The organism is Bacillus sp. AFS059628, assembly GCF_002571225.1.
Taxonomy (GTDB): Bacteria; Bacillota; Bacilli; order Bacillales; family Bacillaceae_G; genus Bacillus_A.
Genome location: NZ_NVEC01000003.1, coordinates 1 through 25,799 on the forward strand (window position 1 = coordinate 1; position 25,799 = coordinate 25,799).

The 25,799-nt window shown below is 35.3% G+C and carries 26 protein-coding genes and 4 pseudogenes; 20 read left to right on the plus strand and 10 right to left on the minus strand.

Translation table 11 applies throughout. The features are described 5' to 3' along the window. Positions 1-118 precede the first annotated feature (118 nt). The 8 genes from COL05_RS00730 (at position 119) to COL05_RS00765 (ending at position 5,478) form a co-directional block, all read left to right on the plus strand. Entirely contained in the window at positions 119-346 is a 228-nt protein-coding gene (locus tag COL05_RS00730) for a YrhC family protein (protein ID WP_078417890.1), read from the plus strand. A gap of 158 nt (positions 347-504) precedes the next feature. Continuing rightward, positions 505-1,458, plus strand: a complete 954-nt coding sequence (locus COL05_RS00735; RefSeq protein ID WP_098667237.1) for an ABC transporter substrate-binding protein — start codon at positions 505-507, stop codon at positions 1,456-1,458. A 5-nt stretch (positions 1,459-1,463) separates the two neighbouring features. Further along, positions 1,464-2,492 (plus strand): FecCD family ABC transporter permease, encoded by a 1,029-nt coding sequence (locus tag COL05_RS00740; protein ID WP_142337301.1) that lies wholly within the window; start codon positions 1,464-1,466, stop codon positions 2,490-2,492. Beyond that, positions 2,479-3,297 (plus strand): ABC transporter ATP-binding protein, encoded by an 819-nt coding sequence (locus COL05_RS00745; RefSeq protein WP_098667239.1) that lies wholly within the window; start codon positions 2,479-2,481, stop codon positions 3,295-3,297. Before COL05_RS00740 ends, COL05_RS00745 begins: the two co-directional genes overlap by 14 nt. Continuing rightward, the gene (locus COL05_RS00750) at positions 3,264-3,659 is read left to right on the plus strand and encodes an ankyrin repeat domain-containing protein (protein WP_098667240.1); all 396 of its coding nucleotides are present in this window, start codon (positions 3,264-3,266) and stop codon (positions 3,657-3,659) included. The genes COL05_RS00745 and COL05_RS00750 overlap by 34 nt, the downstream gene beginning before the upstream one ends. A 309-nt stretch (positions 3,660-3,968) precedes the next feature. Continuing rightward, entirely contained in the window at positions 3,969-4,475 is a 507-nt protein-coding gene (locus tag COL05_RS00755; RefSeq protein WP_098667241.1) for a GNAT family N-acetyltransferase, read from the plus strand. 56 nt (positions 4,476-4,531) lie between these two features. Next, positions 4,532-4,990: a GNAT family N-acetyltransferase gene (locus tag COL05_RS00760; RefSeq protein ID WP_098667242.1), complete on the plus strand. Its 459-nt coding sequence runs from the start codon at positions 4,532-4,534 to the stop codon at positions 4,988-4,990. A gap of 110 nt (positions 4,991-5,100) precedes the next feature. Further along, on the plus strand, positions 5,101-5,478 hold the full coding sequence (locus tag COL05_RS00765; protein WP_098667243.1) for a hotdog family protein: 378 nt from the start codon (positions 5,101-5,103) through the stop codon (positions 5,476-5,478). A 34-nt stretch (positions 5,479-5,512) separates the two neighbouring features. On the opposite strand, the gene COL05_RS00770 is transcribed toward COL05_RS00765, so the two are convergent. Further along, positions 5,513-6,058: a helix-turn-helix domain-containing protein gene (locus tag COL05_RS00770; protein ID WP_001020700.1), complete on the minus strand. Its 546-nt coding sequence runs from the start codon at positions 6,056-6,058 to the stop codon at positions 5,513-5,515. Positions 6,059-6,214: 156 nt separating this feature from the next. Here COL05_RS00770 and COL05_RS00775 point away from each other — a divergent pair, with 156 nt between their 5' ends. Further along, the gene (locus COL05_RS00775) at positions 6,215-6,619 is read left to right on the plus strand and encodes a DoxX family protein (RefSeq protein WP_098667244.1); all 405 of its coding nucleotides are present in this window, start codon (positions 6,215-6,217) and stop codon (positions 6,617-6,619) included. A gap of 20 nt (positions 6,620-6,639) precedes the next feature. After that, positions 6,640-7,497 carry a VOC family protein gene (locus COL05_RS00780; RefSeq protein ID WP_098667245.1) on the plus strand — a complete coding sequence of 286 codons (858 nt, stop codon included), beginning with the start codon at positions 6,640-6,642 and terminating at the stop codon, positions 7,495-7,497. Between the two features lie 16 nt (positions 7,498-7,513). Here the strand turns inward: COL05_RS00780 and COL05_RS00785 are convergent, their stop codons facing one another. From COL05_RS00785 to COL05_RS00795, 3 genes and pseudogenes are all read right to left on the minus strand, one after another. Continuing rightward, positions 7,514-7,828 (minus strand): 4a-hydroxytetrahydrobiopterin dehydratase, encoded by a 315-nt coding sequence (locus COL05_RS00785; RefSeq protein WP_098667246.1) that lies wholly within the window; start codon positions 7,826-7,828, stop codon positions 7,514-7,516. Beyond that, the gene (locus COL05_RS00790) at positions 7,809-9,563 is read right to left on the minus strand and encodes an aromatic amino acid hydroxylase (protein WP_098667247.1); all 1,755 of its coding nucleotides are present in this window, start codon (positions 9,561-9,563) and stop codon (positions 7,809-7,811) included. The genes COL05_RS00785 and COL05_RS00790 overlap by 20 nt, the downstream gene beginning before the upstream one ends. A 191-nt stretch (positions 9,564-9,754) precedes the next feature. Further along, positions 9,755-12,502: pseudogene (locus COL05_RS00795) on the minus strand (S8 family serine peptidase). A gap of 296 nt (positions 12,503-12,798) precedes the next feature. Between COL05_RS00795 and COL05_RS00800 the strand changes: the two are divergent. Continuing rightward, positions 12,799-14,037 carry an eIF2A-related protein gene (locus COL05_RS00800; RefSeq protein WP_098667525.1) on the plus strand — a complete coding sequence of 413 codons (1,239 nt, stop codon included), beginning with the start codon at positions 12,799-12,801 and terminating at the stop codon, positions 14,035-14,037. A 39-nt stretch (positions 14,038-14,076) separates the two neighbouring features. On the opposite strand, the gene COL05_RS00805 is transcribed toward COL05_RS00800, so the two are convergent. Beyond that, positions 14,077-14,199 carry a DUF4023 domain-containing protein gene (locus COL05_RS00805; protein ID WP_000071866.1) on the minus strand — a complete coding sequence of 41 codons (123 nt, stop codon included), beginning with the start codon at positions 14,197-14,199 and terminating at the stop codon, positions 14,077-14,079. 69 nt (positions 14,200-14,268) lie between these two features. Then, positions 14,269-14,607 carry a phosphoglycerate mutase gene (locus COL05_RS00810; protein WP_098667248.1) on the minus strand — a complete coding sequence of 113 codons (339 nt, stop codon included), beginning with the start codon at positions 14,605-14,607 and terminating at the stop codon, positions 14,269-14,271. A gap of 170 nt (positions 14,608-14,777) precedes the next feature. On the opposite strand from COL05_RS00810, the gene COL05_RS00815 reads away from it, so the two are divergent. The 3 genes and pseudogenes from COL05_RS00815 to COL05_RS00830 all read left to right on the plus strand — a co-directional run bounded on the left by COL05_RS00815 (position 14,778) and on the right by COL05_RS00830 (position 16,852). Then, positions 14,778-15,380, plus strand: a complete 603-nt coding sequence (locus tag COL05_RS00815) for a histidine phosphatase family protein (RefSeq protein ID WP_098667249.1) — start codon at positions 14,778-14,780, stop codon at positions 15,378-15,380. An 18-nt stretch (positions 15,381-15,398) separates the two neighbouring features. Then, positions 15,399-16,087: pseudogene (locus COL05_RS32245) on the plus strand (delta-aminolevulinic acid dehydratase). Between the two features lie 264 nt (positions 16,088-16,351). Beyond that, positions 16,352-16,852, plus strand: coding sequence for a DoxX family protein (locus tag COL05_RS00830; RefSeq protein WP_000236600.1), 501 nt, complete (start codon positions 16,352-16,354; stop codon positions 16,850-16,852). Positions 16,853-16,985: 133 nt separating this feature from the next. Here COL05_RS00830 and COL05_RS00835 read toward each other — a convergent pair whose 3' ends face one another. Together COL05_RS00835 and COL05_RS00840 are read right to left on the minus strand one after the other, a co-directional pair. After that, entirely contained in the window at positions 16,986-17,861 is an 876-nt protein-coding gene (locus COL05_RS00835) for an alpha/beta fold hydrolase (protein ID WP_098667250.1), read from the minus strand. Between the two features lie 15 nt (positions 17,862-17,876). Next, positions 17,877-18,710, minus strand: a complete 834-nt coding sequence (locus COL05_RS00840) for a GNAT family N-acetyltransferase (RefSeq protein WP_098667251.1) — start codon at positions 18,708-18,710, stop codon at positions 17,877-17,879. A gap of 261 nt (positions 18,711-18,971) precedes the next feature. Between COL05_RS00840 and COL05_RS00845 the strand changes: the two genes are divergently transcribed. Both COL05_RS00845 and COL05_RS00850 read left to right on the plus strand, forming a co-directional pair. Then, positions 18,972-20,357: an alkaline phosphatase gene (locus COL05_RS00845; RefSeq protein WP_098667252.1), complete on the plus strand. Its 1,386-nt coding sequence runs from the start codon at positions 18,972-18,974 to the stop codon at positions 20,355-20,357. Between the two features lie 54 nt (positions 20,358-20,411). Further along, positions 20,412-20,879, plus strand: coding sequence for a hypothetical protein (locus COL05_RS00850; RefSeq protein WP_098667253.1), 468 nt, complete (start codon positions 20,412-20,414; stop codon positions 20,877-20,879). Positions 20,880-21,087: 208 nt separating this feature from the next. Here COL05_RS00850 and COL05_RS00855 read toward each other — a convergent pair whose 3' ends face one another. Then, positions 21,088-21,738 carry a GTP pyrophosphokinase gene (locus tag COL05_RS00855; RefSeq protein ID WP_000456225.1) on the minus strand — a complete coding sequence of 217 codons (651 nt, stop codon included), beginning with the start codon at positions 21,736-21,738 and terminating at the stop codon, positions 21,088-21,090. Positions 21,739-22,075: 337 nt separating this feature from the next. Between COL05_RS00855 and rpmG the strand changes: the two are divergent. Continuing rightward, positions 22,076-22,224: pseudogene (rpmG, locus tag COL05_RS00860) on the plus strand (50S ribosomal protein L33). Between the two features lie 68 nt (positions 22,225-22,292). Continuing rightward, a pseudogene (locus COL05_RS00865) lies at positions 22,293-22,838 on the plus strand (YcdB/YcdC domain-containing protein); the annotation flags it as partial. 41 nt (positions 22,839-22,879) lie between these two features. Here the strand turns inward: COL05_RS00865 and COL05_RS00870 are convergent. Next, positions 22,880-23,773, minus strand: coding sequence for a hypothetical protein (locus COL05_RS00870; RefSeq protein ID WP_142337303.1), 894 nt, complete (start codon positions 23,771-23,773; stop codon positions 22,880-22,882). Between the two features lie 181 nt (positions 23,774-23,954). Between COL05_RS00870 and sigK the strand changes: the two genes are divergently transcribed. Further along, positions 23,955-24,668 carry an RNA polymerase sporulation sigma factor SigK gene (gene sigK / locus COL05_RS00875; protein ID WP_000051382.1) on the plus strand — a complete coding sequence of 238 codons (714 nt, stop codon included), beginning with the start codon at positions 23,955-23,957 and terminating at the stop codon, positions 24,666-24,668. A 290-nt stretch (positions 24,669-24,958) separates the two neighbouring features. Next, positions 24,959-25,747 carry a phosphatidylserine decarboxylase gene (locus COL05_RS00880; protein WP_098667255.1) on the plus strand — a complete coding sequence of 263 codons (789 nt, stop codon included), beginning with the start codon at positions 24,959-24,961 and terminating at the stop codon, positions 25,745-25,747. Positions 25,748-25,799 lie beyond the last annotated feature (52 nt).

A 25,799-nucleotide genomic window follows, 5' to 3' on the forward strand; every position in this document is an offset into this window, starting at 1 on the left:
AACTTTTAGGGGTCACTTCACTCTTTTTCTTTTGGAAAACATCTCCCAGAATGGCTGTATTTACTTGTCTTTAAGTGTAATAGAATATGATACAGTGAAATGGAGGAGTGAGAATATAATGAAAGAATTACAAGAAAAAATAGAAGATTATACTCGTTTCGGACAAGTTCTTCTCGCTGTAAGTACATTGTTAATGGTTGGCTTATTGATTCCGAATGGAGCAAAAGAAGCAATACAACCTTTTGTTATGATGGGGAGCATCGTTATATTTTTAAGTTTATCTTTCTTTTTCTTTCAGCGTGTGAAAGTGATGCGAGACGAGTTAGAGGGAAACGAATGTGAATAATATTGATAAATAGAACGTTACAAAAAGAAGGAATCTTTTTTTGTAACGTTTTTTGTTTTTTCTAGAAAATGTATGCGGTTTATATTGACAATGATAATCCTTATCAATTAAAGTAGAATAGTAGTTAATGATTATCATTATCAATTAGAGGTGGAAGAATGAAAAAATCTATTACGCTATTCACAGCGATTTTATCTATTTTTTTCTTATTAATAGGTTGCAGTGCGAAAGGAGACGAAAAAGCATCTGCAACAAAAACAAAAACAGAAAAAGGAAAAGAGAAAATAGAAGTTACCGACCTGTCAGGAAGAAAGGTCACGTTCGATAAAGTACCAGAGACTTTTGCAACATTAAGTATGGGCGACATGAATATTATCCACGCTTTAGGCGGGAAAATAGTAGGTCGTCCGGATGCAAAAATAACTCTTCCAGAGGATGTAAAGAAAGTACAAGTAATTGGGAATGCACATCAGCCAAATTTTGAGCAGATTGCTAGCTTAAATCCGGATGTACTTATTGCTAACAATGGATTCCAAAAGAACATCCCAACAGTTGAAGGGCAAGGGACGAAAGTAATGATTTCTTCTGCGAATTCCGTACAAGATATTCAAAAGAATATTGAACTGTATGGAACGATAATGAAGAAAGAAGATAAAGCGAAAGAACTTAACCAAAAAATTACGGAACAAATGAAGACATATGAGAAAAAAAGTGATGTGAAAGCATTGCTAGTGTATGGAGCACCGGGTACTTATTTAGCAGCATTACCAACATCTTTATCAGGTGATATTTTAGAAAAAATAGGTGGGAAAAATATCGCAGCTGATTTTCCAGAAATGAAGGAATATCCGCAATATGCACAGCTAAGTGTGGAACGTATTATTGAGGCGAATCCAGATGTGATTTATTTAATTACACATGGAGATCCAAATAGCGTTAAAAAAGCATTTGAAGGCGAAATGATGAAAAATGAAGCGTGGAAAAATTTAGATGCAGTAAAACAAAATCGTGTCGTTATTTTGCCACCAGACTTATTTGGATCAAATCCTGGAACAAAAGTTACAGAAGCGATGGACTTTATGTATAAAAGTATACAAGATGTAAGGAAATGATAAGTATGGAAAGTAGCGAAGTAGTAAGGGAAAAGGAACACCCTTTTGCGAAAAAAAGATGGATAATAGCAGTTACTTTAGTTATATTAACGGTTTTAGGTCTTTGTTACGGTCTTTTCGCAGGAAGCCTATCCTTTTCTTTACGAGATATTCTAACGGGGATACAAGATGAAGATTCGACAGTTCATCGAATTGTATGGGACCTTCGTATACCGAGAGTGCTCGTTGGATTTATAGTAGGAACATGTTTAGCTGCATCTGGCGCACTGCTGCAAGGGGTTATGAGAAATCCTCTTGCAGACCCTGGTATTATCGGCGTTTCATCTGGAGCAGGCCTTGTAGCAATTGTAATTATGATATTATTCCCTCAACATATGGCATTTTTACCGCTCGGGGCATTTTTAGGAGCTTTCATAACGGCAATGGTCATTTATGCTTTATCGTGGCAAAAAGGGGCACCGCCTTCAAGAATTGTCTTAGTAGGTGTATCAATCAATGCTTTAATTGGTGCAGCAACGTCAGCGCTAATGTTATTACATAGTGACAAAGTACAATCCGTGTTACCGTGGTTAGCGGGCGGCATTGGTGGCGTAAGTTGGGCACATTTAAACATGATTATTTATTATGCAATATTTGCTATTATATTAGCTTTCTTCGGAATTAAGCATATTCGAGTGTTAATGCTAGGAGATGAAATGGCGAAGTTATTAGGCCATAACGTGGAGAGAAGCCGGTTTTATTTAATAGTAGTAAGTACGTTACTAGCTGGAATTGCAGTTAGTGTCTCTGGTCTTATTGGATTTGTCGGTCTTGTCGTACCACATATGTTACGTTTATTAGTTGGAAATGAGTATAAATATTTACTGCCATTATCATGTCTTGGCGGAGGGATATTACTTGTTTTCGCGGATGCGATAGCTCGAAGTTGGTTCGATCCAATTGAATTGCCTGTTGGTATTCTATTATCCTTCTTAGGCGGTCCATTCTTCTTATATTTAATTCATAGAGGAGGGAAACAGAGTGATTTCCGTTAACAAAGTGTTTTATGCACATTCTGAAAGGTTTCAAATGCAAAATATGAATGTACATATTAAAGCTGGAGAGGTCGTTAGTTTAATTGGGCCAAATGGATCGGGGAAATCTACTTTGCTTCGTTTAATGGCAAGACTACTTAAACAAAGCGAAGGGGATATCATTTTAGATGGAAAAAGTATTCATACGATGAAAAGTGGTGATGTAGCGAAGCAATTAGCGATGTTACCACAAATGCATGATCATCAATTAGATTTAACAGTGAAAGAATTAATTGAATTTGGAAGAGGCCCTCATAAATCATGGAGAGGTCACTTAAATAAAGAAGATGAAGAAATTGTTGATTGGGCATTGTCTGTTACAAATCTTGAAGGGTATGAATATCGTCTTTTACAATCTTTATCAGGAGGAGAAAGACAACGTGCCTGGATTGCAATGACGTTAGCACAACGTACAAATGTCTTATTATTGGATGAGCCAACAACCTTTTTAGATATCGTGCATCAGTTGGAAGTAATGGAACTTGTGAAACGGTTAAACGAGGAGTTTGGTATGACAATTATAATGGTTTTACATGATATTAACCAAGCGGCTCAATATAGTGATCGTTTACTCGTATTAAAGCGAGGGAAGCTTCAGTATGACGGTGTACCAGAAAAAGTGTTATGTCATGCAATGTTTCAACGTGTGTTCGGCATAGAGGTAGATATTTTTCAAGGAAGCGACAAGCCATTTTTCACACCGAAACGAATTTCTAAAAAAGGAGGAGCAGGATGCGAACAGAAGAACGTATTACCACTGAATTAGTAAGAGAATTTGTTATGGCAGCTCACGGAGATTTAGAAAAAGTACAAGAACTGTTGGCGGAATCGCCAAGCTTACTTCAAGCCTCTTACAATTGGGGCGGATTAGATTGGGAAAGTGCATTAGGAGCAGCAGCACATGTAGGTCGTAAAGATATTGCTCTTTATTTACTAGAAAAAGGTGCTCGAATGGATATTTTCGTGGCTGCTATGCTTGGAGAATTAGAAGTTGTACAAGCTATTTTAGTAGCGCAACCAGAAGCATTACGTGCATCGGGGCCACATGGTATTTCCCTTCTTCAGCATGCACGAATGGGTGGAGAGAAAGCACAGCGTGTATTTGAGTATTTAACAGTGCTCTCTTAATGACCGCAAAAGTTCTTATGTGCGGTAAACTTTTCACTTTTACATAATTGAAAAGTTTACCGCCCGTTAGAACGGGATAAGTATCTAGTATATTTGAAAATCCTACACCCCCCTCAATTGTAGTTTTCTTTATGCTAGTTATGATATGGATGCAGTAGACAACATTTGTCTACTGTCTTTTTTTAATTCTTTTGAGATTGAATATTCTGTATTTAGTCTTTGGTTCCTTTATAATAGATAGTAACATTTAGTATATATCCAAAACATGATCGTGTAGGTAAGTACAAATTCTTGGGAAGGAGTGTAGAGATGTTTCATACAGATCGTTTACAAGTTCGCAAATATAAGATGGATGATTTACAGTTCTACGCCTCACTATGGGGAAATGAGAAGGTAATGCGATATATTGGAAATGGGACGTTAAAAACATATATGCAATGTAAAAAAAGTTTGGAGGAATGGGTGATTCCTAGCTATAAAAACGGTCTCGGTTTATTTGTATTGATTGAAAAGGAAACGGGGATACGAATTGGTCATGCAGGATTAGTAAAGCAGCAAATAGATGGAAAAGAGGAAATTGAAATTGGTTATTGGTTATTACCTCGGTATTGGGGAAAAGGGTATGCGAAAGAAGCAGCGGCAGCATTTCGAGATTATGGATTTCAAGCGTTACGAATGAATAAATTAATTTCTCTAATTAATCCAGACCACCCAGCATCAATATTTGTTGCTAGAAAAACAGGACTTAGTTATGAGAAAACAACTTCATTTCATGGGATGGACGTTCTCGTTTATTCCATTAAGCGTGTTGGATGAAAAAAGGTAAATTACATCTTTTGAAGAATGGTATATAAAAATAAAGGGGGGATTACATGTATATTTATCATAATGGACTTATTATTCGCGAGGGAACGAATGGTGTACCTGCATATGCAATTAAAACCTTATTCGAAGATGCCGGTTGGAGCAATGATAATATCCCTTCTTGGCAAATTGAAAAATTTACGATAGCATTTGAAAATTCAACATGGGCATTCACAATTTGGGATGAAGAAGAGATGGTTGCGATGGTTAGAGTCATTTCTGATGGAATCATGGTCGCGAACATAGTAAATTTAGTTGTGAAATATGAATATAGAGGAAGGGGACTAGGTAAGAAACTTGTCGCTCTTTGTTTGCAAAAGCTACCACATGGCGACTGGTTTGCACATACATCTGCGAGTAATTTTGATTTTTATAGAAGTTGTGGTTTTGAGGTGAGAGAGCTATCAAGAAATGGAACATGTGCGTATTATGGATATCAAATAGCAAAAAAAGATGGGCATCGATAAAGAGAAAAAGTAGCATGGAAAAAGCTCGATATTTTAATAAAATAAACTGAACTAAGCCTCACTTTATGATAAAATGAAAGAAAATTCTGTTTATTATTAGGGGGATAAAAATGAGTATAAAAATTGGGGATGTATTTAAATACGAAAGAAGGTTTACTGAAGAAGAAGTTTTTGAATTTGCAAATATTACAGGAGATAAAGGTAGACATCATATGGAATATGATGAAAATGGACGTTTAATGGTTCATGGTTTATTGACTGCTAGCATTGGAACGAAATTAGGAGAAGAATTACATTACATAGCAAGAGAATTAGTAAGTGAGTTTATTAGACCAGTTTTTACAGGAGATACGATCACTTGTGAATTAACGTTAACAAATATTGAACAGATGGAAGGATACAAAAAGGTTTCAATCGAGTCAGTTTATTGCAATCAAGACGAAAAGACTGTATTAGTTGGGACAAGTTATGGAGTTATAAGGGGATAAAAAAAGAAGCCTGATTTGCAGGCTTCTTTTTTATTTAATAAACACGTTTTCGATTTTCTGCATGACTAGAGATGAGTAATAATGCAGTTTCTTCCCCTATATTACGAACGATATGAGGAACACATGCATTCCAGGAGAAAGAATCACCTTCTTCTACAATTGCAATATCTTCTCCATGTTGAACTTCTAGTTTTCCGCGTAATACAAGATGACACTCTTCTCCTTCATGGGCATTTGGTGTGTTTTCTTTCGGGAACCCAGCAGGAATTTCTACGAGATTCAGGCGAAGGCCACCTTGCTCTGCAACATGCTCAATTCTTTGTTCATCTTTTCCATATACACTGTATTTACGCTCTACCTTTTTAACAACTTTCAACCGATCTTTTTGTTCTAATAATAAATAGGGAAGGGGAACGTTTAAGAAATTGGAGATTGTTTCTAAGGTTGAGATAGATGGTGATGTTTTATTATTTTCAACTTGACTCATAAATCCTTTAGAAAGACCTGTTCCCTCACAAATTTGTGCGATTGTTATGCCTCTACGTTGACGAATTTCACGTATTGCAGAACCAATATTCATAAAATCAAGCTCCTTTTTGTAAACAACTATTTGTATCATAGCAAAAAAAATATATTTTTTCCCAGTGAAAATGAATTGACGAATAAAAAAAATTAGTGTATGTTTTGTAATGTAAATAAAAGTTTTGTATAAGAAAACTATAAAGGAGAGAAAGAAATGAATCAACATATCGGTAACTTAATTATTCGTATCGTGTTAGGGGTAACGTTCTTTATGCACGGTTTAACAAAATTCCAATCGGGGATTGACAATATTGCAGGGTGGTTCACAAGCATTGGTTTACCAGGAGGACTTGCATACGGTGTAGCAACAGCAGAAGTCGTTGGTGGTATATTGTTAATTCTAGGTTTAGGTGTAAGATATATTGGATTATTATTTGCACTTGTTATGGTTGGAGCAATTATAAAAGTAAAATGGTCAGCTGGTTTATTAGGGGATGGAAAAAATCCTGGCTTCGAATTAGAGCTTGCATTGTTAGCAATGGGTGCGTACTTATTTGTTGCGAAAGCAGACGGTTTTGTAGATAATTTCTTAAAAGAGAAAATGTCAAAGAAGAACTAAATGAAATGGGGGCTAACAAGATGAGTTTTCAACTTCATCCCGAGACAACACTTGATGTTGTTCATTTATATGTATCAAATGTAAAGAAATCACTAGAGTTTTATACAGAAGTACTAAGCATGAAAGTACTAAAAAAAGATGAAATGGTCATCACATTTGGGAATGAAAATAACGAACCACTCCTTATTATTGAAGAAAAGAAAGAAGCCTTACCAAAGCAAAGAGGGAGAACGGGGTTATATCATTACGCAATTTTATTACCGAGCAGACAAGATTTAGCGAATATTCTTCGTCATCTTGTAGAAATGGTATATCCACTGCACGGCGGAGCCGACCATTACTTTAGTGAAGCCCTTTATTTAGCTGATCCAGATGGAAACGGGATTGAAATTTATCATGATCGTCAAAAAGAAGTTTGGCGTGATGAGAATGGAGAACTACCATTTGTTAGTAACCCTCTAGCTGGTGAAGAATTATTACAGCAAGGAAGTGCGTGGAATGGTTTTCCAACGGGCACTGTGATGGGGCATGTTCATTTCCATGTTGCTGATTTAGAAGAAGCGAAACGTTTCTATGTAAATGGTCTTGGTTTTGAAGTAACAATCCCAGCTCGTAACGGTGCGTTGTTCGTATCGGCAGGCGGCTATCATCACCATATCGGTTTAAATACGTGGCAAGGTGAAGGAATACCACCTCAAATGCCAAATTCCGTTGGGTTGAAATATTTCACAATTGTACTAGCAGATGAAAAACAAAAAGAGCAAGTATGTGAAAGCTTAAAAAGTATTGGCAAGATTGCTACGTACAAAGATGGAATATTACAGGTCGAGGATCCATTTGGACATTGTATTCATTTCAAAATAAAAGGAGAAGCCTAATAAAGGCTTCTCCTTTTTACTTTCTTATAATAGCTTTTTCATTTTGGACAAATAGTTTATCAAATTGCTTCGCAAGCTCAAAATCGAGTTTCGTTAAACCTTTTGCATTCCAAGAGGACAAAGTAATAATGACTGCTTTATACTGGATAAGGATAAATGGATGGTGATTATGTTCTTCTGATAGTTTGGCGACTTCAGAAACAAATTCGACTCCTTTTAAGTAGTCGGAAAACATATATTTTCGTTCAATCCATTTTTCATCTTTTATCATCCATTTATCTACTGTCAATAACTCCTCTTGAACTTCTTCCTCAGTTAATCGTAGCATCATTTTTCACATCCTTTACAGGTAATAGTGCAAGACCATTGTTAATAAGACGTGTTACAGCTTCATCGGTTGTAAAAGTAGAAAGTTGTTGTAATAATGCTGCGGATGTTTTATGCCCTTTGTTATGATCTAAAAGCAATTCTAATATTTCAAGGCGAAGCAGCCATTCTTTCGCATAAAATTTATTTAATACTTCTTGAATTGCCACTAGCTGTTCGATATGAGCTTCGTGTAAAATACCTTCATTTCGAATATCACGAACTGTTTGATACATACGATCTAGCTCAGTTAATGTAAGAGGTGTTGGAGTTGCTTCTATTTCTTCATTAGCAGGGAAAAATGATGCAGCATCTGCAGCTCCTGGGAATACAGAAGTGATTTTTGAGCCAACAGCCATATCAAAAACACCCCATGAAGCATCAAATAATAAACGTTCTTTATAAGTAACGGTACAATCGATAAAGGAGATAAGAGCAATCTTTTTATCATTTTTTTGAATTGCTGTTACCGTTCCATTTACATGGATGCCACTTGCAAAAGTAAATGATGTTTTATTTCCAATTGTAATTCCTAATGATTGTAATTGTTCATCTGTACAATTTTCTAATGCAATATTTTCAGTAAGTAACCCAATCGGTGTTCCAAAACCATCACTGTGTACAGAGGTAGAATGATCCGCTAGTTGTTTATTATGAATGGCTAATGCAGTTGGCGAATTTGTACGCATGTAAATCACTTCACCTGCATCGTTTTCAATTGTCTCATTGAATATACCAGTAATTTGTAGCCCACTACTTAGCTCAGCAGTTGCATAGTTTTCAGAACGAATTGCTTTTTCTAATCCTTCTTTACCACCTGTTTTAAAGGCCATCGTTTCAGAGAATTTCTCAAGTGCTTCTGTTAACTCTTCAAAGGACTCACAAACAAATAGTTGAGGTTGCATTTTTGTTACATCATAAGTTGTTCCAGTACATGCTTCTATAGAAAATGGAACCTTTTCTACAGCGTCAGTTAAGCAATGTTTGCTTTCGCCTACAGAGGAAAGGAGACCAGCGCCATATATCTTTGGATCGTCTATACTTCCGATTAAGCCATATTCTACTGTCCACCAGAAAAGCCTTGAAATCTTTTCCGCTTCTGATAAGCCAGAAACTAAGTTTTGTTTTTCAATTACAGCATTTTCAGCAGCTGCAACTTCTTCAGGTGTAGAAGTTGGACTTTCTTTTACGATTGTTAATGTACGAACAGCTTCAAACGCATCATGTTCTTCTTTTGTAGAGAAAGCTTTTGCTCCAATTTGTCCAAAGCGTTTTACATACTTTGCATATGTAGGATCAAGTAAAATTGGTGCGTGTCCTGCAGCCTCATGAACGATATCAGGAGCCGGTGTATACTCGATATTTTCTATTTTACGAATATCTGTTGCAATTGGTAATAATCCATGCCCCTGAAAATCAAAGAACGCTACGCCTGGAATAAGTCCGTCAATCGTTACAGCTCCCCACCCACTCGGTGCTAAACATTCATTCATTTCTTCTACCTTAGGAATTGCATCTATATTTATACCAGATGATTGTAAGCCATTCACGTAGGCTGGATGAGCAACGTCTTTTAAGAAACTATGATTTTGTCTCATAATGTAACGCCATACAGCGTGGTTCACCGGTGTATATTGATCATAATGTTGTGTAGATACGAATGGTTTTAAATGCGATGGAATTTCTGTTTTCTTTGTCATTTAAACATCCTCCTTTTTCTCTATAAAGCTGAATATCAATTCTGTATAGCTTGTATCACCTCTCTTTAATATTGAAAGCGCTTATAAAAATTGTATCATAACATTCAGAATTATTTAACATTTGTTTCTGTGAGAAATAGAAAAAGCCCCTACTGAAACATTTGATAGGGGCGAAAAATTGTAGTGTGATTTTATTTTACTTCTAAATCAACGTTTGAATTAGTTGTATTTCCAGCTGCATCTGTTGCAACAATATGAATTGTATTCTTTCCTTGTTGTAATTGATTGCGGTCGAAATAAATTTCGTAGTTTTTCTCCCACGTGTTTAAGAATGCACTCTCCCATACACCATTCCCGTTAATCTCATATTGCATTCTCACTGGAATACCAGGTGCAATCCAACCAGATTCAGTCATCCAATCTAGTAGAATATCATCAACATTTCCTCTAATAATAAGATTTTCTTGATCAATTTCGTGAGTTAATTTAGGTGCTGTTCGATCGATAAATACAGCTCCTGTTTGCTTTGTTTCTCCACCAGAGTTAGAAGCAACGGCTTCGATTTGGTATAAGCCATCAGGCAACTGAGATCCGTCTGCTCTTATACCATTCCATTTGAAAGATTTATAACCTGGTGTTTCGTTTTTACCTTGATATACCGCACCTTGATATGTTACCCGGTCTTTCGTAATTAAATTGGCATGAAACGCGATGTCCTCAACTGGTGTAACTAAATAGTAATGGATTAGGTTATCATCAAGTGTTTTGTCATTATTTGGACTGAAAGTAGAATTAACGATTTCAAGGCCGTCAATACGCTTGTATTCTTTTGGATCGATGCTAAATGTAAAGGGAATACGCATTTCTTCCGTTTTCCCTTGTTCTTTTACATACAGATTTCCTGTATATACGCCTTGTGGTAAGGAGCTATCTACAGTAATAGTAAAAGGTTTTTCGATGTTACTATTTGCTTTTAAACTAATTGAAGAAGGGAAAGAAGTCTGGATTTTTGTTTTTGTATCTAGTAATTCAATACGGGTTGAAAAGTTTTTCTTTTTGCTAGAAAGATTTTGTAACGTAATATTATGTGTTAGTTTTACTTTGCCACTATTCAGTTTAATAAGACCGAAACTTACGTTGTTCGGTTTCACTAACGCATCCGTTTGAGCGGCTTTCGGAATGTTAATTAAACCAGATCCTTGTGCCATAACAGGATATGTATTTTCATTGACATCCTTTAATGTTTTTGCAGTGTTGGCAAGAGCAGATTTCAATTGTTCTGTCGTCTAATCAGGATGCATCTGACGTAGCAATGCAACGGCTCCCGCTACTTGTGGCGCAGCCATACTTGTTCCATTATGAGATTCATACCCGCCTCTTGGTACAGTACTAGTAATTTGTACGCCAGGTGCAATAACATCAGGTTTTATGAGCCAACTACCTTGTGATGGTCCTCTGGAACTGAAGTTACCAATAAGTTCGGTTTTATTTGGTTGTCCAATCTTTATATTTTTCTTTCGTTTTGTAATTAAATTTTTCAACTCTTCACCGTTTATATTTGATAGTTGCATAACTGGAAGAGCTATATCTTCACGTCCAAAGTATTCGGGCATAATATTAATTTCTTTTTCGTTAGAAATTAGTAGTACGCCGAGAGCTCCAGCTTGTTTTGCTTGTTCTGCTTTTACTAATGTGCTTGAAGTTCCTTGTAAAACAAGGGCGAATTTACCTTTCACATCTTGTTTAGCGTAATCGCTTGAATTACCGTAGCCAACATAGACAAGCTGAGCATCGTTCCCTACTTGGAAATCTGATTTTGATAACGGTAATCCTTGGTAAGATTTATTAGAACCAGCTACTTGGAATGTTGGGAATGGAATAGAAACAGTAGATGCACCAACAGAGATGACGCTACTTGCATTACCAGGAGCATCAACAGACCAAGGTTTTGGTCCATCATTTCCATTTGAAACGACTGCAGTAACACCAAGTTTTGCTGCACGTTCTAACGTCATTGTCACAGGTTGATCAGGGACATTTAAATCTTGACCGAGTGATAGATTTAAAACATCTGCACCATCTTGAATAGCGCGCTCAATACCTTGAATAATATCATCAGTCGTTCCAGTGCCACCATCATTCATTACACGATAGGCTATAATAGATGCATTTGGAGCAACGCCTTTAATTTTTCCGTTACCAGCAATTATGCCAGCTACATGAGTGCCGTGTACATTGCCGTCCATCGGATCGTTATCCTCATCGACTGTATCATATCCGCCGATATAGTTTGCTTGTAAGTCAGGGTGTGTATAGTCTACGCCAGAATCAATAATAGCGACTTTCATACCTTTTCCATCAAGAGGTTTGCCAGATGGATCTTTTAAATTCCAAGCTTCATGTGCACCGATTGTCGGTCCACCGACATTTGGCACTTCTTCATTAGCAGTGCTTTTTGCTGTTTCATGCAATTTATATGTTAAGTTCGGATAAATAGTTTTTACTTCAGGTAAAGAAGCTAAAGCGGCAACTTGATCTCCGGGGATAGAAATAGAGAATCCAGAAAATAACGTGCTATACGTTTCTTTAATTTTTGCTTTCGGTGCTTTTTCTTTCATTTTCTTTTTTGTATCCTCTTGTGCTTTTTTTAGTTGTGCATGGTATGATTGCACACTGCCATTTTTTAAATCTGGAGCATGCTGAATGTTACTTTGTGAAGTGAGCGGAGCATGTTGCAATTCTACAATGACTGAAATTTCTTTTGATGTTTTTGTTTCAACATTTTGCGCAATTTTACTTTCTCCCCATTGTTCAATATTTGCTTTTAACTGTGGGCTAAATTGCTTTTCCTTTTGTAGCGATTCAGCATGTGCGCTTAAAGCTCCAAAACTAGAAAAGACGAGCGCCATACTTAGTAGTGCAGATGCAGTTTTTTTCATTGAAACTCCCCCTAATAAAAAGTGCCAATATTCCGAAGAGTTATCTTACATTTTTATCACAAAATATAAAAATGAATGTTGACTAAACTATATTTTCGACATAATTCATACTAATCCTCTTTGAATTGAAAGTTTCTTGGGAAATTTTTTGGGATTATGTCGAATGATTAATATTCAGCGAGGAAGGCCCATTCTTATTGGGGATAAATCCATAACAATTCTGCAATTAATAAGGAGTGAAATTCGCATATAGTAAGCGGAATATGAGGAATGCTATAAGGAGAATGGAGGAACGTATGAAAAAAATTATCGTGAGTAGTAGTGTGGGTTTATTCATTTTTATATCTTCAATTTTTAGTGCTAGTGCGGAACATAATGGGGCAAAAGTTGCTTTTATTTGTCATCATGACCTTTGGATTAAAGTTGATGAAAAAGAAAAACAAATAACAAAAGGTGAGTACATAACAGGACCGAAGTGGTCTCATGATGGGAAATGGATTGCCTATGCTAAAGGAAAGAAGCAAAACACTTTGGAATTGTACCGACTGGAAGATGGAAAGAAAGTTAGACCATTTCAATCTGAAGTATCAAATTATCAATGGTCACCGACAGAGAATACTATTGCATTTATATTTATGAACACATTAAATACGTTTGATGTCCAAAAAAAGAATGCAGATTTTGAAAATGTATCAGCTGGTGTAGGTGATTATGCATGGTACCCTGATGGAAAGAAGTTTCTTGTATCCTCTGAAGCACACTTACTTCCAACAGGATGGACAGGAGCCCAGCTATATGAAGTGCAAAAAGATGCACATATGAACCCTCATAAAATGAAACATTTATATGCATTACCAAATGAACATGATGATTTTCTAGCTTTAGTTGCAAGTGGGTTTAAGTGGTCACCAGATCAAAAATGGATTTCATTTTTAGCAGTACCGACAGCTTCATGGTCAGCTGATAGTAATACGCTTTGTTTAGTTCGAGCAGATGGTAGTCGGTTTGAAAAAGTAGATCAAATGTTACTAAACACACAATGGTTCAAATGGGCGCCATCTAGCAACATATTAGCCTACATTGAAGGAAGCGGGAGAGTTGCGTTAGAGAATAAACATTTAAAAGTAAAAGAATTGCCAGTACTTCAGCAGAACACATTTACGCCGAAAGGATATGTCGATTGGGATTTTGCATGGAAGAACGATAGAGTAATGATCGTTTCAAGGGCAAAAGAGGCAGGGATAGAAACTCCGCCGGAAAAAAGGCCACTGCCATCTTTATATGAAATCGATCGTACAAGCGATAAACAACATCAAATCACAAAGCCACCTCATAAGAAAGGTGATTATCATCCGATCTTTATGAAGAAGAGCAATCAATTAATATGGATACGTTCAGACCGTGAGAAAGCCAATGTATGGATTGCCAATAGTGATGGAAAGCAAGAAAAGAAGTGGATTGAAAATATAGATGTACCAGAGTGGTATTATGAGAAATGGAATTGGGAAAATGTTATCTCGGTGAAAGAAGAATAAAAAACGTGCCTAAAAGATAATTTTAGGCACGTTTTATTATTATTTATGTGTTTTATTTGGCTTTTTTTTCGCTGGGTTTCCGTTTCCCTGACGCTTTCTGTTTTGTTCATCTTTTGCTTGTTTTTCATGCAGTGTATCTAAAAACTCATTTGAATTACTCATTTTTCTATCGCTCCTTTCATCTTGTCCTAATTACTATAACCATTTAGGAGGATAATCATGAATAAAAAGTTAAGCACTTAGTTTTCTTCGATAGTATACGTAAAATATGCCATACGTAATAAATAGCATAAATAAAATTTGTAACTCTACATTTTCTTTTAAAATAGTTGCGACAGAAGATGGTAAGTAAGGCGATGTATCGTTTGTTCCTACACCTAACCATTTGTTTAAGAGATTAATGGTACAAAACATAAAAACACCAGACCAGCTTGCAATAATTGCTTTCTGCTTAATTTTTGTTTCCCGTTCATCATCTGTAATCCAAGGGTTAGCAGTTTTATCACTACTAAAAAATCCGTTTATATATCCCCATATAATCATTCCAATTAAGATGGTTATCCATTTCATATTGGTGATTCCCCTCTCTATTGTAAAAAACATTTGACATATAAAATTGTAATGTTTTCCAACATGTTGTGTCAAATATTTTTTACACATTAGTTTTTTTATAGCAGGAATAATGGATGAAATAGGGAAGGAATTATGTTGAAGGATTTCATAGGGAGAGGAGGATTGATATGAAACTCGTTTTCGTTCGGCATGGAGAAGGTGAACATACAAAAGATTTGCCGTCAACTTTACAAGTATTGCATCCATCATTAACGGATGAAGGAAGGAATCAGGCTAAATTACTTCAATGCAATGTGCCATTGCAAGAGACGGATATATTAGTCGCCAGTCCTACAATTAGAACTTTACAAACGGCGACAATATGGAGTGCGAAAGTAGCTTGTCAAAAAATTGTTCATCCATCTGTATCCCCACGTATTTTTCCTTATCGATTAGGAGCGAAAACATTACCATGTGATTACATAGTAGATCAGGGAATGATAGCAGATTTATTGCCACATTTTTCAATAGAGAAAAGTACAAATAAGCAGTTATGGACGGCAGGCATAAATACTATTTCAGAGAAAAGCTTTCAGCAAGTAGTAGATGAATTTCTTCTTTGGTGTTATGAACTGGGAGCTGAAAGGATTTGCATTGTATCTCACGACGGGACAATTACAGCATATAGGCAATATTTACAGAAAGTCGTTTTAACTAGAACTGATTTTTTGAAAGAAACGGGTATATATGAAATGGATGTATCGCTTGAAAGTTTGATGGATGAGATCTAATACTAGGATGGAGGGTGTATGTTGAATGTTGCACTAGTAGTTGGTTTTAATTCTGATTTAGAGGCGCAATCAATCCGTGCATCGCTTGAATATTTTGGGGCAAAAGTTGTCACATATTGGATTGGTAGACCGAAAGAGTTCATCGATATTCTTTCTGGAAAGGGTTTATATAATGATATCGATTATGTTGTCTTTTGCTTTCATGGTGAGGAAGGAAAGTTTGTCATGGAAGAGTTAGGTGAAGATATATATGAACAAGATGAACCGAGGGGATACTTTGGTACAGCAGAAATTTATCCCGCGTTAACGGACAGTAAAACGCCCACCTCAAAATTCAGTTGGAGCAAAGAAGTTAGGTGGGAGATCAATTGTCCGTAAACGTCCGATTGGTTCAACTAATAATCAGTGGGGGATGAACAAAACCCCCACTGATTAAAGTTTCACTTTATAAATATGCAAAATTGCATAATACACATATTGTAAATAGCGGGTGTACGTTAGGGGAGCGAAAACTAGCAGAATCTTTCTTACGTAGTGGCGCGAAATCGTATATTGGATCGATAGATTATGTAGATGGGAATGCAGCACTTATGTTTACAATACGCTTATTTTACGGGCTTATTAACCATGAAAAAACGTTAGGAGGGGCTTTTGAAGAAGCACGGTTAATTGATAAAGAGACATATACATTTCGATTATATAAGTAGTGTGAAACACGTTTATTCTATATTCGAATAAACGTGTTTCACATTTAACTCACATTTTTTTTACATTTTCTTCAATGAAAACCATTATCACTTATGGTATGATATGTTCAAGTTTTTACAGGTAATAAAAGTTACTATATAAACGTTAGTTTTTGATGTTTCATACACATGTCACGAATTATTCATAATTAACGTTTGAAAAATAAGTAACTAATGTTATTATATTATCTGTAACTAACTTAATTACAACTTTAGGAGGAAGATATGGTTATTCAATTTTTAAGAGAAAACAAAGCAGTTTCTTTTGTGTTAGCAGTAATTCGAGTGTATCTTGGTTACACATGGTTAATGGCTGGAATCGGTAAACTACAAGGAAAAGGATTCGATGCAACTGGTTATTTACAAGGTGCAATTGAAAAATCTAAAGGAGCACAACCGGCTGTTCAATCTTGGTGGGCATCATTTTTACAAGATTTCGCAATTCCAAACGTTGATCTATTTAATACGCTTGTAACGTGGGGAGAAATTTTAGTTGGAATTGGTTTAATTGTAGGTTGTTTAACAAAAACAGCGGTCTTTTTCGGTCTTGTAATGAACTTTTCCTATATGTTTAGTGGGTCAATTGGTGTGAATCCTGAAATGGTTATTCTATCAATGTTCGTTCTAGTTTCTGGTATGAATGCTGGTAAATTTGGAATAGATGGTTTCGTTATTCCGAAAGTATTAGGTTCAAAAACTCAAAAACGCCAAAAGCAAGCTGCTTAATATATGAAAGCGGGTATCTCAAAATGAGATACCCGCTTATGTTATTTTTCAACTTTTATCCCGCATTTAACGGGCAGTAAGCCCCCCACCNNTAATCAGTGGGGGATGAACAAAACCCCCACTGATTAAAGTTTCACTTTATTGGATTGTCCTTAAAGAATTCTTTTACATACCCTACAAATTCTTGTGGTTCTTGACGAAATGGTGCATGATAACCTTTTTCGATAATATGGAAAGTACTATTTTTTAAGAATTGATGATACGTTTCTCCTTCTTTCCAAGAAACGCTACTATCGTTTCTTCCCCATATAATTAAGGTTGGTTGTTGTATTTCATTTGCATTGATTTGAAGACGTCTCGGCCATAATTTCATTTTATTGTAATGCTCTTCATCGTTACGTTTAAATTTCACTTTGCTCTCATCATAATCTGTAATAGCAGAAACGGTATTTAAATCGGTCGACAATTGTGGTTTTGGTGACCCTTGTTTATTAACGAGTGTATGAGGACCACCTGTAGCATCAGTTAAAATAAGGTGGGTAACGGCTTCAGGATATAAATATGTTAAATTAAGGGAGATTTCTCCGCCCATTGAGTGTCCTAGTATCGCAAACGAATCATAACCTAGTTTTTTCATTAATTTATAATACAAATTTGCATGGGTTGGGAAAGAATAATAAAAATCCATCGGTTTAGATGAGCGCCCGAATCCTAAAGCATCTACAGAAATAATTGTATGATCTTTTGCTAAGTCTGAGTAAATCTTTTGAAAACCATCTGATGATCCTCCAAATCCATGGATCATAAGTAAAGGTGGCTTTTCGTTACCGATCTGCTTAAAGTAAATGGTTTGACCATCTATTTCCACCATCTTTTCCTCGGTAGCTAGTTTCGCTGTAAGTGTATTTTTAACTTGTTTTACTTGTTCTACTGGCTTTTCTGCTGCACTACATCCTACTAATAGTGTAAGAGTAAGACAACCTACCATAAAATAGCTAAATCGCTTCAATGAGGTGTCCCCTTTCTAACATAACGCTGTATCTATCATAGCAAATAGCATATTACGATTTCCAGGAAGTTGGCTACCATTTTTTATCATAAGAGGTGAAAGGAGCGTTTCTTGGAAATTTTCTGTTTGAAGAAATTTACGAAATGAAAATTGTGAATGTGGGACATCAATCCTTACTGTGCCACTCCAGCTTTCACAGATTTGCTTGAATAATTGAATGGCATCCATCTCTTGCTTTGCAATAAGTGGATTGACGCATAATATATTTCCTTTTTGTATACATAAGGAAAAAGCTTCTATACAGTTATTTCTCTCAATTTTAAAAGAGTGGCTCGTTCTTGGTAATAGCGATGAGTAAAGTAAGGAACGATTAGCACCAGTTGTAATTTGATCGAGAGAAATAAGTGAGACAAGATCTTGTTCTTTCACTTGTTGCGTATGAGTAATATGTGTTTTAGTAGTTTGTTTCTCAAAACGATGAATCCTTGTTACTGTTTTAAATTCGCATGATGTATAAAGAGGCTCGCCAGCTTTTGTTGCAATAAGTGCAATTGGTTGTTTTGGGTGAGTGTGTGCTAAGCAATGATTTAGCAAAGTTCGTCCGATGCCCTGGCCTTGAAAATCAGGATGGACGATTAACATGCCAATAGTAGAAAAACTATCTTTAAAAGGAAATACTCCTCCAGTTGCAATCAGTTTATTGTCATGCATATAACCGATAAGTGTGCCAAGAGAAAGGTACATTTCGAATTGTTTTCTCATAAATGCTTTATTTTGTAACCATCCAATAGATTTGCAAAGGTCGAGTAAATCAAAAATAAAAGTTTCATCTAGCTTTATTATTTTCATAAATGTTCACCACATTTCTATTAATTTTCATAAAAGTAGATTGAAAATGTTAAATAAGAGATTTACGTTAAATGAAATCCAACTTGTTTATATTTTGATTGTAAAGGAGAAGATGGTTGATACGAAAAGACAAAGTTATACAAATTATAACTGATATTTACATAAGTTAACAAAAAATTTACATATAACTAATTTTCTCTTAACAGTATTCTATTAAATTTGATAGTGGGAAATGAATAACCTAATTAGGGGGACAAGACAGTGAAAAAGTTTGTGAAAAAAGCATGGCCATTTGCAGTTGTGGCGTCGTTAGCAGTTACTTCGGTGGCAACATGGAATTTTACACGTTCTAGTGAAGTGAGTGCAGATGAGAGCGGAAGCAATGCAAAGATTAAAAATGTCATTGTATTAATTGGGGATGGTATGGGCCCTTCATATATGACGGCTCACCGTTATATGAAAGATAATCCAAAAACTTTTGAGATGGAATCTACAGAGTTTGATAAACATCTTGTAGGAACACAAAAGACATATCCGGAAGATGAACATGAAAATATCACAGACTCTGCATCAGCAGCAACAGCTATGTCAGCAGGAATTAAAACATATAATGCGGCAATTGCAGTTGATAACGATAAAGCAGAAGTGAAAACTGTTCTTGAACAAGCGAAAGAAAAGGGGAAATCAACGGGACTCGTTGCTACTTCTGAAATTACACATGCAACACCAGCTGCTTTCGGTGCACATGACATTAGTCGTAAAAATATGGACGCAATTGCAAATGATTATTTTGATGAGAAAGTAAAAGGGAAGCATAAAGTAGACGTTATGCTTGGCGGCGGCGTAAAAAACTTTGTTAGAAAAGATCGCAATCTTACAGAAGAATTTAAGAAATCTGGTTATAGCTACGTAACAGATCGAGATCAATTGTTAAATGATAAAAATGATCAAATCCTTGGTTTATTTGCACCAGGCGGTTTAGATAAAATGATTGATCGCACTGATAAAACACCTTCATTAGAAGAAATGACAAATGCAGCAATTGAGCGTTTGAACAAAAATAAAAAAGGTTTCTTCTTAATGGTTGAAGGAAGTCAAATTGACTGGGCAGGACATGATAATGATATCGTTGGTGCAATGAGTGAAATGGAAGACTTTGAAAAAGCATTTAAAGCTGCGATTGAATTTGCGAAAAAAGATAAAAATACGTTAGTTATTGCAACGGCAGACCATGCTACTGGCGGATTATCTTTAGGTGCAAATGGCGAGTATAACTTTAAAGTAGATCCAATTAAAGCTGCAAAACGCACACCAGACTTTATGGCAAATGAGATTGCAAACGGTGCAAATGTAGAAGAAACATTGAAAAAATATATTGATTTACAATTAACACCGGAAGAAATTAAAGCGGTAAATGATATTGCTCCTTCAAAAGATGTAACAAAGATTGATAATGCGATTGAAGATATTTTCAATAAGCGTTCGGTTACAGGATGGACAACAGGTGGACATACAGGAGAAGATGTAAACGTATATGCATTTGGCCCTGGTAAATACTTGTTCTCTGGCGTTCAAGAGAATACAAATATCGCTAAACGTGTCTTTGATATCGTTGGCGGTGGCGACCCGAATAAAGGAAGACGCTAATTATAAATGAAAGTGAGGCGAAATGCCTCACTTTTCTTTTTAGGAGATGGGAAAATGAGGGCTTTTTTCAGAGGGATAGGATCCCTTCTAATAGGTGTATTATTGCTAGTTGGATGTCAATCCAAAGAGAATAAGATAGAACAAAAAGCTACTACTACAAAAGCTGAAGAAAAGATACAAATAACGAAAGAAGAAGAGAAAGCGATTCAAGGTGTGATAGAGAAATTTGTACGGACCACAAATGAAAAAAATCTTACTGAACATATGGAGTTATTTTCAAAGAACATGCCTAGTGCTGAAGACTTAAAAACGCAAAAAGAAGCAGCTTTTCAAAAGGGAAATAAAAAAATTGAATTGGAACATATAGACATGAAAGCTAGTAAAGCAGGGTATGTTGTTGTTGAAGCAAAGGAAAAGGAAATAGAGGGAGAAGTCAATCTTCAGAAGAAAGTACGGTATGCACTTGGAAAAGAAGAGGATGGATGGAAAATTGAAGAGGTTCGCACGATAGAGAAGAAATAAAGTGAAACTTTCCGTAAATAGCACAAAAAAGGTTCTCATTGGCGAGAACCTTTTTTTATCCCGCGTTAACGGACAGTAAAACTCCCACCTCAAAATTCAGTTGGAGCAAAGAAGTTGGGTGGGAGTCGGGCTGTCCGTTAACGTCCGATTGGTGAGGGCTGATAATCAGTGGGGAATAAACAAAACCCCCACTGATTAAAGTTTCACTTTATAGTGGTAACATAATTTGATTTGAGCATGCTTCGATATCATCAATATCCTGGCGAATGGTTGCCATTTTATTATCAAGATCTTCAGCTTTCATTGCGGCATCATGTAGTTCATCTTTTAAATACTCAGGTATTTTCCCTTCATATTTATAATAAAGTTTATGTTCTAAACTTGCCCAGAAGTCCATTGCTAGCGTGCGTAATTGAATCTCGGCAAAGACTTCTTTTGTACCAGAGTTTAGCGATAAAGGATATTTAATAATCATGTGTAAACTTTTATATCCATTTTGTTTTGGATTAGCGATATAATCTTTTACTTCTATGATTTCCATATCTTCACGTTTTTGAATGACATTTTTCAAATGATAGATATCTTCTACGAAGCAACATGTAATACGAATGCCGATGATGTCTTGTAAATGCGTTTGTGCATTTTCAACTGTCGGTAATAAATTTTTACGCTCAAGCTTTTTAATAATACTTTCGGGCTGTTTTAATCTTGTTTTTATATGTTCAAACGGGTTGTAATCCTCTAAAAATTGAGCTTCCCGGTTCATAATTTCAAATTTAGTTTTTAACTCTTCTAAAGCAAATGTATATGGTAGTACAAAAGCTTTCCAGTAGTTAACTGTTGATTGATTATATTCCATTTATATACACACCTTTTCCTATTTACAAGTGAGGTTGTTATTACACTAAATACCAAAGCATATAAGCGCAAGCAGCAAATGATGAGATCATAAAACGATATTTAGTTTTCATAATTTCAGCTCCTTTCGATTAAAATTCTATATAAATAAACGTGATTGTTAATAAGTTCACTATGTACAATTCCTATAGTAATAGATTCGTGTGAATTTCGTATGAACTAATTGTTTCAGCTTTTTGTCTTTTTTTGCAATTGACAAATAGAATGAAGTTATATAATATTTAAATCGTAATCATTACGTTTTAGTTTGCGATCTTTAAAAGAAAGGAGAATTATATATGCGTGTAAATATTACATTAGCTTGTACAGAGTGCGGTGATCGTAATTATATTTCTAAAAAAATAAACGAAATAATCCAGAGCGCATCGAACTAAAAAAATATTGTCCACGATTAAAGCGAGTAACGCTACATCGTGAGACGAAGTAGAAGACTAGAGATATCTCTAGTCTTTTTTGTTTGTTATAATCACCTTAAATTGTAATAAAGGGAGCGGTATGATGAATCAAAAAGATAAAGAAAGAAAAGAGCAAGTGGCTCATATGATTGACATTTCAGATGATTATAGGCTTGTAGTAGACGATCAAGAAGGCGTAGACGACCCGTATCATCTATTATGGTGGGAGCATAAAGAGGATGAGGAGAGAACGATACAAATTACGTTGAATAGACATACTGGTAATTTAATAGAGTTTAGGATAGATGATAAAAATTATTTTTCGAGTGATAAGGAAGCGATAGAGGAAAAGAAAGCAAGAGAGATTGCAAATGTATTTTTAAAAAAATATACAAAAGAAGGTTATGAATGTTATACATACGTAACGGTTAAGGACGACAGAAGTGGTTGGAAAGAAGTAAATTATATGCAAGAAGTGAATAGCTATCCACTGCCGAATACAGGATGTGTCGTGCAAGTTTGTCCTTCAGGTAATGTTGTGCATTTTCGTTATAATGGACAAAAAGCTATTGAGAAAAAAACGGTATGGCCAAGTGAAATTGTTGAGGAGAACGTCGTCTTAGAAAATTTGAAAGCTAGACAAGAATAAAAAGAGTTATTTTTCAAAGAAAATAACTCTTTTTATTTTTATAATTTGCCTGTTCGTTTTTCAAATGTAAATGTGATAGGAAGGTTGCAAGGAGAACTATCACTTTTAAATGTTACTTTCCATTCTTTAGAATGAGCTTTAATTTCGAAATCAAGAAGGTTCATTGCTCTACGTTTATCTATTTCTAAAAACATATTATGAATTTCTGGTTCTTGCTGTAAATTAAGAGCCTTTAGTGTGACTGTTAATGTGAAAAAATTTCGCCCTTCATATACTATTTTTGATATTTTTGTTTTTTGTGTATTTAACAGTATATAAAAACGGTCTGATGGAGTTAATTGTACAGAGTCATCAGTAATTTCATCCTCCATATTATGAAGTTCAACTAAGAAAGATGTACTATGGGAAGAATCTTTTTTGCTTGTAATCTGTAATTCAGTGGGAATCATCGGTATTTCATAAAAATCATTCCTTATTATATTGTTGTAATCCTCGGAAAATTTACGGACTTCTTTTGGGAAAGAGTCTTCTTCTTTTGTACTTAAAAAAGTTTTATGTTGCTTTGGAATTTTTTCACTAAACTTTAATGTTTCTTTAAAGTAATAATTGGATCCAGTTAAAAATAAAAAACTACAAATTAATAAAAAAATTCGATAGTGATTTTGAAAGTGAAAGAACAATAGTATACATGTAATAAATCCAATTACATAGAAAATAAAGATAAGTAGTTCTAGTTTTGAGTGAAAGGAGAAACCATAGTTATGAAGAAATTTCATTCCAATTATAATTTGAGCTCCAAAAAACAAAGAAATTCCAAATTGAAAAAATAATAAATCAGGCCCTCTCTTAATAACAAAAGTAATGAACGAAATGAAAAGTAAAAATACCCCTAAATAAATTGTTACATTTAATAATCGATCTAATGTAAGCATGAATAGTGTCCCCTTTAATAGCATATTCATATATAACTAATAATTTATATAATTATAATATAATGATAAATTATTTTAAATATTGGAAGTGTTGAGTTTTATAAAAAAACTGTACAGACACAAACAACCTCATGCCCACATACACTTAGTAAAGACCACTATTTTGGCGGGGGTGAAAGGTTTGAGTCTATTCGCCGCAATTGGATATATGGTTCGAGAAGTGTTTGTCTTTGTTTCTTATGTGAAGAATAATGCGTTTCCGCAGCCGTTATCATCAGATGATGAGAGGAAGTACTTAGAGTTAATGGAGCAAGGTGATGCTCAAGCGAGGAATTTGTTAATTGAACATAATTTACGGCTTGTAGCTCATATCGTTAAGAAATTTGAAAATACAGGGGAAGATGCAGAAGATTTAATTTCAATTGGTACAATCGGGCTTATTAAAGCGATCGAGAGCTATTCGGCAGGGAAAGGCACAAAACTTGCGACGTATGCAGCACGTTGTATTGAAAATGAAATTTTGATGCATTTACGTGTACTAAAGAAGACGAAAAAGGACGTTTCACTTCATGACCCGATTGGGCAAGATAAAGAGGGGAATGAGATATCGCTTATTGATATATTAAAATCAGAGTCTGAAGATGTAATTGATATGATCCAGCTTAGTATGGAGTTAGAAAAGATTAAAGAGTATATCGATATTTTAGACGAACGAGAGAAAGAAGTGATCGTGAAGCGTTTTGGACTAGGACTTGATAAGGAGAAAACGCAACGAGAGATTGCAAAGGCACTCGGTATTTCCAGAAGCTACGTATCAAGAATTGAAAAGCGTGCTTTAATGAAAATGTTCCATGAATTTGTAAGAGCAGAGAAAGAGAAAAAAGCGAAAGAATAATGTACATTGCAAGCAGCCGTATTTTAAAATGGGCTGCTTTTCTTTTTGGAAATAAGGAAAGAAAAAGAGTTCTGTTCAGAAGAAATACATGTTCACTGTTGAAAATGACGGATTCTATCTGTAATATTAGAGGGTGCTAAACAATTTAAGAATAATACCATACTTAGTTTTCCGCATGTATAATATGGTGGTTCTATATGATATGTGGGAATAAGAACCAATTTTACATATGATATAGAAGGAAAAGAAGGGGAAGCTAAAGTTATAGACTGATTAGGAGGTTTCGCAATTTGCGACGTACATTATATCGACTTATGATCGAACTTACAAATGGTCGTTTTACTTCTTATATATTACGTAAATTTGCACAATCTCGTTTGAGCTCTATCATTATTCCATCGTATGCGAAAGTTTTTCAAATTAATCAAGATGAGATGGAAAAGGGCTTGAAGGAATATAGAACATTGCATGAATTATTTACGCGTAAGCTAAAAGAAGGAAAGCGTAGTATCGATACAGATGCATCGAGTATCGTTAGTCCTGTTGATGGTGTTTTTGCTGATCACGGTCCTATTGAGGACACAAAAACATTTGATATTAAAGGAAAGCGTTATTCAATTGTGGATATGCTAGGTAATGAAGAGCGTGCACAGCGATATGCAGGTGGTACATACATGGTTATTTATTTAAGCCCAAGTCATTATCATCGTATTCATAGTCCGCTTTCTGGTTCTGTGACTGAAAGATTTGTACTCGGTAGAAAATCATATCCGGTAAATGCAGCTGGTATGGAATATGGGAAAGAACCGTTGTCAAAAAATTATCGCTCTGTTACAGAAGTGAATAGTGACGGTGAACATATGGCGCTTGTAAAAGTAGGAGCTATGTTTGTTAATAGTATTGAGCTGCTACATGAAAGAGACGTTGTTCAAAAAGGTGAAGAAATGGCATACTTTACATTCGGTTCAACAGTTGTGTTATTGTTTGAAAAAGATATGATAAGAGTAGTGCAGGAGTTGAAGAGTGGACAAGAGCTTCGCCTTGGTGAAACAATTGCTACTCGATTGGCTCATAAGTAAAAAAGATTTTATAACTGTAAGCAAGAGTTATGGACAAAGATGCTTAATGATG

Excerpts from the sequence above, each read along its gene's own strand:
- COL05_RS00760 (WP_098667242.1), top strand. The coding sequence starts at position 4,532 with ATGTATATTTATCATAATGGACTTATTATTCGCGAGGGAACGAATGGT.
- COL05_RS00870 (WP_142337303.1), bottom strand. The coding sequence starts at position 23,773 with ATGCTTACATTAGATCGATTATTAAATGTAACAATTTATTTAGGGGTA.
- COL05_RS00730 (WP_078417890.1), top strand. The coding sequence starts at position 119 with ATGAAAGAATTACAAGAAAAAATAGAAGATTATACTCGTTTCGGACAA.
- COL05_RS00855 (WP_000456225.1), bottom strand. The coding sequence starts at position 21,738 with ATGGAATATAATCAATCAACAGTTAACTACTGGAAAGCTTTTGTACTA.
- COL05_RS00735 (WP_098667237.1), top strand. The coding sequence starts at position 505 with ATGAAAAAATCTATTACGCTATTCACAGCGATTTTATCTATTTTTTTC.
- COL05_RS00800 (WP_098667525.1), top strand. The coding sequence starts at position 12,799 with ATGAAAAAAATTATCGTGAGTAGTAGTGTGGGTTTATTCATTTTTATA.
- COL05_RS00840 (WP_098667251.1), bottom strand. The coding sequence starts at position 18,710 with ATGAAAATAATAAAGCTAGATGAAACTTTTATTTTTGATTTACTCGAC.
- COL05_RS00750 (WP_098667240.1), top strand. The coding sequence starts at position 3,264 with ATGCGAACAGAAGAACGTATTACCACTGAATTAGTAAGAGAATTTGTT.
- COL05_RS00755 (WP_098667241.1), top strand. The coding sequence starts at position 3,969 with ATGTTTCATACAGATCGTTTACAAGTTCGCAAATATAAGATGGATGAT.
- COL05_RS00815 (WP_098667249.1), top strand. The coding sequence starts at position 14,778 with ATGAAACTCGTTTTCGTTCGGCATGGAGAAGGTGAACATACAAAAGAT.
- COL05_RS00775 (WP_098667244.1), top strand. The coding sequence starts at position 6,215 with ATGAATCAACATATCGGTAACTTAATTATTCGTATCGTGTTAGGGGTA.
- COL05_RS00790 (WP_098667247.1), bottom strand. The coding sequence starts at position 9,563 with ATGACAAAGAAAACAGAAATTCCATCGCATTTAAAACCATTCGTATCT.
- COL05_RS00810 (WP_098667248.1), bottom strand. The coding sequence starts at position 14,607 with ATGAAATGGATAACCATCTTAATTGGAATGATTATATGGGGATATATA.
- COL05_RS00850 (WP_098667253.1), top strand. The coding sequence starts at position 20,412 with ATGAGGGCTTTTTTCAGAGGGATAGGATCCCTTCTAATAGGTGTATTA.
- COL05_RS00770 (WP_001020700.1), bottom strand. The coding sequence starts at position 6,058 with ATGAATATTGGTTCTGCAATACGTGAAATTCGTCAACGTAGAGGCATA.
- COL05_RS00805 (WP_000071866.1), bottom strand. The coding sequence starts at position 14,199 with ATGAGTAATTCAAATGAGTTTTTAGATACACTGCATGAAAAACAAGCA.
- COL05_RS00785 (WP_098667246.1), bottom strand. The coding sequence starts at position 7,828 with ATGATGCTACGATTAACTGAGGAAGAAGTTCAAGAGGAGTTATTGACA.
- COL05_RS00830 (WP_000236600.1), top strand. The coding sequence starts at position 16,352 with ATGGTTATTCAATTTTTAAGAGAAAACAAAGCAGTTTCTTTTGTGTTA.
- COL05_RS00780 (WP_098667245.1), top strand. The coding sequence starts at position 6,640 with ATGAGTTTTCAACTTCATCCCGAGACAACACTTGATGTTGTTCATTTA.
- COL05_RS00740 (WP_142337301.1), top strand. The coding sequence starts at position 1,464 with ATGGAAAGTAGCGAAGTAGTAAGGGAAAAGGAACACCCTTTTGCGAAA.
- COL05_RS00765 (WP_098667243.1), top strand. The coding sequence starts at position 5,101 with ATGAGTATAAAAATTGGGGATGTATTTAAATACGAAAGAAGGTTTACT.